This window comes from uncultured Neisseria sp. (genome assembly GCF_951230505.1).
GTDB lineage: Bacteria > Pseudomonadota > Gammaproteobacteria > Burkholderiales > Neisseriaceae > Neisseria.
The window spans coordinates 1-5,887 of the sequence record NZ_CATNVN010000115.1; the positions used below are offsets into that span (position 1 = coordinate 1).

Below are 5,887 nucleotides of genomic sequence, written 5' to 3' on the forward strand. Positions count from 1 at the left end.
GTCGGCAGGCATATTGTTGTCGTCGGCGTAGCGGCTCAGGCCTTGCAGGCAGGCTGGGCAGGAGGTGAGCATTTTGACGGGTTCGCCTTGCGGCAGCTCTTTAAGGTTTTTCTCAATTTCCTCTTGTTTGCGGAACTTGACCTGAGTGGCAATGTCTGGTCGTTTGACGGCAAACATACCGGACTCGCCGCAACAGCGGTCGCTTAAGACGACTTTCTGTCCCATCAGGCTGCTGGCCATTTGGGTGGCATTCATGGTTTTGATTGGGGTATGGCAAGGGTCGTGGTAGAGGTATTGCTGACCTTTCACGCCGTTTAGTTGCACCCCTTTTTCAAGCAGATATTCGTGGATATCGATGATACGGCAGCCTGGGAAGATTTCCTCAAAACGGTATTTTTCCAGTTGGTCGTAGCAGGTACCGCAACTGACGACGACGGTTTTAATGTCGAGGTAGTTGAGGGTGTTTGCCATACGGTGGAAAGCTACGCGGTTGTTGGTGCTCATTTCTTCGGCTTTGGCCCTATTGCCGCCAGCATCTTGCGGATAGCCGCAACACATATAGCCGGGTGGCAGGACGGTTTGTACGCCGACATGCCAGAGCATGGCTTGAACGGCAAGTCCGATTTGGCTGAACAGACGCTCAGAGCCGCAACCTGGGAAATAGAACACGGCCTCGGCATCTTCCGGAGAAGCCGGATTGCGGATGATAGGAATACTCTTGTCGTCTTCGATGCCCAGCATGGAGCGCGGAGTTTTGGCAGGTACGCTTTTCGGCAAAGGACGGTTGATGAAATGGATAACCTGTTCTTTGATTGAGGCGGTACCGACGGTGGCTTTTGGTTCGGCTTTTTGCTTTTTAGTGCCAATCGGAAGAAGCTTGCCGATTTTGTAGGCAAAGTTTTGCGCTGGGAAGCCGGTCTGTATCATGGCGGCGCGAAGGGCTTTGATGGTTTTTGGGCCTGTGGCGTTCAAAAATGCCATGCCCATTGAAGCCGCAGGCGCAAAGCGTTTGTGGCCGGAATCGGCAAGGTAGTTGCGGACGGCTACAGTAACGTCGCCAAAGTCGATGTTGACAGGGCAAGGTTTAACGCAGCGGTGGCACACGGTGCAGTGGTCGCCGATGTCCATCAGTTCTTCAAAATGTTTGATGGAAACGCCGCGACGGGTTTGTTCTTCGTATAAGAAGGCTTCGGTCAACAAGCCTACGCCGAGAATTTTATTGCGGGGGCTGTACAGCAGGTTGGCACGCGGAACGTGAGTAGAGCAAACGGGTTTGCATTTGCCGCAGCGTAGGCAGTCTTTGATGGAATCAGCGATGGTACCGAGGTCTGATTTTTCCATAATCAGCGATTCCGCCCCCAAAAGCTCGAAAGACGGCGTATAGGCGTTGCGTAGGTCCGAGCCTTTCATCAGTTTGTGACGGTTGAAGGTGTGCTTGGGATCGACTTGGTTTTTGTAGTCCCAAAACGGTTGCAAGTCTTCATCGGTCAAAAATTCGAGCTTGGTAATGCCGATGCCGTGTTCGCCAGAAATTACGCCGCCGAGCGAGCGGGCGATTTTCATGATGCGTTCGACCGAACGGTAGGCCGTCTGAAGCATTTCGGCATCGTCTGAGTTAACCGGAATATTGGTGTGAACGTTACCGTCGCCGGCGTGCATGTGCAGGGCGACGAAGACGCGGCTGCGTACGGTTTTGGCGTGGATTTTGCCCAAGCCTTGGATAATTTTGGTATCGGTTTTGCCGCTGAAAATTTCAGAAAGCGGCTTCATTACGTCTGCTTTGACAGACACACGCAGGCGGAAATCGCGGAAGGCAATAAAGCAGCTTTCATTGTCTTTGGCTTCGGGCGCGGCATGGACGGCTGCGCCGTAGCGGGCTTTGTAGTCGGCAAGCGGCGTATCGAGATTGGCGAGCAACCATTCCCAACGCGCTTTGACAGCGGAAACGTGGGCTAGGGCGTGTTTGCCGCGTTCGCCCAAAAGTTCGGCGGTCGGCAGGTCCGTGCCCATTTTGTCAATGGGGAGTTTGCCGGACAGATATTGTTCCAAAGCGGCACAGAGTTTGAGTTTGTTTTGGATGGAAAGCTCAATGTTGATGCGTTCGATGCCGTCTGAATACTCGCCGAGCCTCTCGAGTGGGATTACCACGTCTTCGTTGATTTTAAAGGCGTTGGTATGTTTGGCGATGGCAGCAGTGCGGCTGCGGTCAAGCCAGAAGGTTTTGCGGGCTTCGGGAGATATGGCGATAAAGCCTTCGCCGTCGCGGGCGCGGGCGAGTTCGCAGATGTGTTCAGCGGCTGCCTGCACGGCGGCTTCATCGTCGGAAACCACGTCTGCCAGCAAGACCATTTTAGGTCGGCCTTTACCTGCCGCTTTGGTGGCATAGCCGACAGCGCGGACATAACGCCAGTCCAAATGTTCCAAACCGGCCAGTCGTACACTTTCATGGGTAAGCAGGAAATCGCGGATTTCGACGATGGACGGCGTAGCGGTGGCGACTGTACCGAAAAATTCCATACACACAGTGCGCGTGTATTTCGGCATTTTATGCAACACAAAGGCGACGCTGGTGATGATGCCGTCTGTACCTTCTTTTTGCACGCCGGGCAGGCCGCTCAAGAATTTGTCGGTAACGTCTTTGCCTAAACCGACTTTGCGGAACTTGTGACCGGGGATTTCCAAACGTTTGGTATTGACGATATTGCGGCCGTCTGAATCCAGCGTATGTACGTCAAATATGGCGGTTTCTTCGTCGTGGATTTTGCCGAAATTGTGGCGCACGCGCTCGATACGCAACCATTCGCCTTGAGGGTTGACCATGTTCCAGTAGGCGAGGTTGTCCAAGGCAGTACCCCACAGCACGGCTTTTTTACCGCCTGCATTCATCGCCACATTACCGCCTACGCAAGATGCGTCGGCAGACGTCGGATCAACGGCGAACACCAAACCTGCCTGATGCGCGGTTTCTTCCACTCGGCGGGTTACTACGCCTGCGCCGCAATGGATAATCGGATGTCTGCCGTCCAAGCCTGCCAGCTCAACGTATTCGACGCCGCGATGCTTGTCGAGTTTTTCGGTATTGATGACTGCGCTGTTTGCGTCCAAAGGTACCGCGCCACCGGTATAACCCGTACCGCCACCGCGCGGGATAATAACTAAGTCCAACTCGATTAAGGCGCGCACCAAAGGAGCGATCTCTGCCTCGGTATCAGGATTGACGACGACAAACGGATATTCCACGCGCCAGTCGGTTGCATCAGTAACGTGCGTTACGCGTGCCAAGCCGTCAAACATGATGTTGTGCGGCTTGGTAATTTTGCTTAAGCGTTCCAAAATTTGATGGCGTTTTTGGCTGGTTTCATCAAAATTGCTATCAAAACGCTCCACTGCTTTTTCTGCTGCGGCAACCAAGACATCCACTTGCCGATTATCGTCGCGGCGTTTGCGGATTTCATTTAAGCGGTGGCGCATTTCGCGTACCAACGCGGCGCGGCGTTTTGGGTGCTCCAGCAAGTCATCAACCAGATACGGATTGCGAACGACCACCCAAATATCGCCCAATACTTCAAACAGCATTCGTGCCGAACGTCCTGTTTTGCGTTGACCGCGCAGGTCTTGCAGGATTTGCCACGCTTCGTTGCCCAACAGTCGGATGATGATTTCGCGGTCGGTATAAGAAGTATAGTTATAGGGAATTTCTCGAATACGCTGAGGGGCAGTAGTCGTGGTCATGGTCGTGTTCCGTTGATGGATGTAATGTTTTTATATTAAAGGCCGTCTGAAAAATGCAATTTCTTCTTGATGGCGTAAAGTGTTAATGTAGTGTAATTTTCGATATTTTTCAACGGAAAAGACAATAAACATTTCAATGGGAATGATTTTCAACTAGGCAATATTGTTTACAATCTTGTCGTGTAAATGGTTTTCAGACGGCCTGACAGATTTTATCGCTTGAGTTTTTCTGTAAAACCGCTATAATGCGTTTCTTCTATGGCGGGTCTCCCCGCATGGTAATTCGGAACACCGGGTCAGGGGCGGAAGCCAGCAGCCCACTCTGATGAGCCAGTGCCGGGGGTTCGGCTCGCCACCTTATTCAAAAATGCCGGAGATAGTTAAGTCTCCGGCATTTTTCATTGTATAAAGCGTAATAAAAAGGCCGTCTGAAATCTCATTTTCAGACGGCCTTTGAGTTTATGAACCAGCTATTTATGCTTCTTCTGATTTTGTATTGGGCAAAACGCAGTTCAGGATAATGGCCAGTACGGCGCACAAACCTACACCGGCGAAGCTTAAAGTACCTACTTTGATAATCATGCCGCCGATACCGGTCGTCAATACGGAGCTGACGATAACCAGATTTTTCGGCTGCATCAAATCAACTTTCGCATCAATCAATGTTTTGATGCCCAAAGAGGCGATTGTACCGAACAGCAGCAACATAATACCGCCCATAACCGGCATAGGAATCGAAGCCAAAAACGCGTTGAATTTACCGAAAAACGCCATAAAAATCGCAAAAATTGCCGCCCAAGTCATGATGACGGGGTTGCTGTTTTTGGTAATCATCACTGCGCCGGTTACTTCGCCGTAAGTGGTGACAGGAGGGCCGCCAATCAAACCGGCCACGCACACGCCCAAGCCATCGCCGGCAAGGGTTTTGTCTAAGCCAGGGTCTTTGGTGTAGTTTTTGCCGGTCACATTACCGATGGCCATAATGCCGCCGATGTGTTCGATAGCCGGGGCGATGGCAACGGGCAACATAAACAAGGCAGCCTGCCAGTTGACTTGAGGCGTTTCAAAATGAGGGACGGCAAACCAAGGAGCGTTGATGATGGCGCTGGTATCGACCAAGCCCATGATCAAAGCCAACACATAGCCGGAAGCCACGCCGATCAGAATCGGAATCAGCTTCATCATTTTGCTGCCGAAGACAGAAACAATGACGGTTACCGCAAAGGTAAAGCCGGAGAGAATCAGCGAGTCGATATAGTCGATGACCTGTTTTCCATCTGCCTGACCCATGGCCATGCTGCTGGCTGCAGCGGCCACGGACAAGCCGATTACCATAATCACCGGACCGATAACCACGGGCGGCAACAGCTTGTGTACCGCATCCAGACCGCGCCATCTAATCAGCGCGGCAAAGACAAAGTACATGAAACCTGCCGCAAACAGGCCGAACATGGTAGAAGGCAGGCCCCATTCGCCGATGGAGTAGATAATCGGTGCAATAAAGGCAAAAGAAGAGCCGAGGAAAATCGGCACTTTACGTTTGGTAACCAATTGGAACAACAAAGTACCCAAGCCTGCGCCTAATAATGCTAAAGCCGGGTTCAGTCCCGTCAGAAGCGGCACAAGCACCATGGCACCGAATGCGACAAACAAAATCTGCGCACCGGCTACCGCCGTTTTAAGCTGATTCATAAAAGCTCCGAAGAAAATTCAAACGGCGCAGATTATACTGATTTATCCTAGTCATGAACATTTATTTACAAAAGGCCGTCTGAACAAATGTAACGATGACACCTGTTCAGACGGCCTTGTTTGATAGTGAATGGTTAATAACTTATCAAAATCGATTAGGAAAATTTTCAGCCGCGTGTTTCGCGCCAAACCAAATAATCGCGCAGGGGTGGCATGGGCGGATTGATGCAGTGCGGACAGATACCGGTTGTGTCTTCATCGTCGCTGTCGATATGGTAGTCGTTTGGATCGAAGCGCACCTGCTGCATCACAGCTTGCGCCAATGCTTGTTCCTGTACGACATCAAATTCAAATTTTTCCAAAATCTCATTCAATAGGCAGATTTCGCCGTCGCTGAAAGATTCGCTGTGTTTGACAATGAGGCGTTGATAATCTTCATTGCTGATTTTTTCGTGAAGTAAAT

Annotated in this window: 3 protein-coding genes and 1 other RNA gene; 1 reads left to right on the forward strand and 3 read right to left on the reverse strand. The window is 51.3% G+C overall.

What is annotated here, in order from left to right; genetic code table 11:
* A partial coding sequence (locus tag Q1M25_RS07505; protein ID WP_300483519.1) for an FAD/FMN-binding oxidoreductase occupies positions 1-3,732 on the reverse strand: 3,732 nt, incomplete at its 3' end.
* 260 nt (positions 3,733-3,992) lie between these two features.
* Between Q1M25_RS07505 and ffs the strand changes: the two genes are divergently transcribed.
* An RNA gene (ffs, locus tag Q1M25_RS07510) (signal recognition particle sRNA small type) lies at positions 3,993-4,089 on the forward strand.
* Between the two features lie 117 nt (positions 4,090-4,206).
* On the opposite strand, the gene Q1M25_RS07515 is transcribed toward ffs, so the two are convergent.
* Positions 4,207-5,424, reverse strand: a complete 1,218-nt coding sequence (locus Q1M25_RS07515) for a uracil-xanthine permease family protein (protein ID WP_003679234.1) — start codon at positions 5,422-5,424, stop codon at positions 4,207-4,209.
* A 167-nt stretch (positions 5,425-5,591) separates the two neighbouring features.
* Positions 5,592-5,887: hypothetical protein (locus tag Q1M25_RS07520; RefSeq protein ID WP_300483526.1), on the reverse strand; the 296-nt coding region annotated here is incomplete at its 5' end.

What these genes read in the sequence shown, in the direction of transcription:
- Q1M25_RS07515 (WP_003679234.1), bottom strand. Translation starts at nt 5,424, where the DNA reads ATGAATCAGCTTAAAACGGCGGTAGCCGGTGCGCAGATTTTGTTTGTC.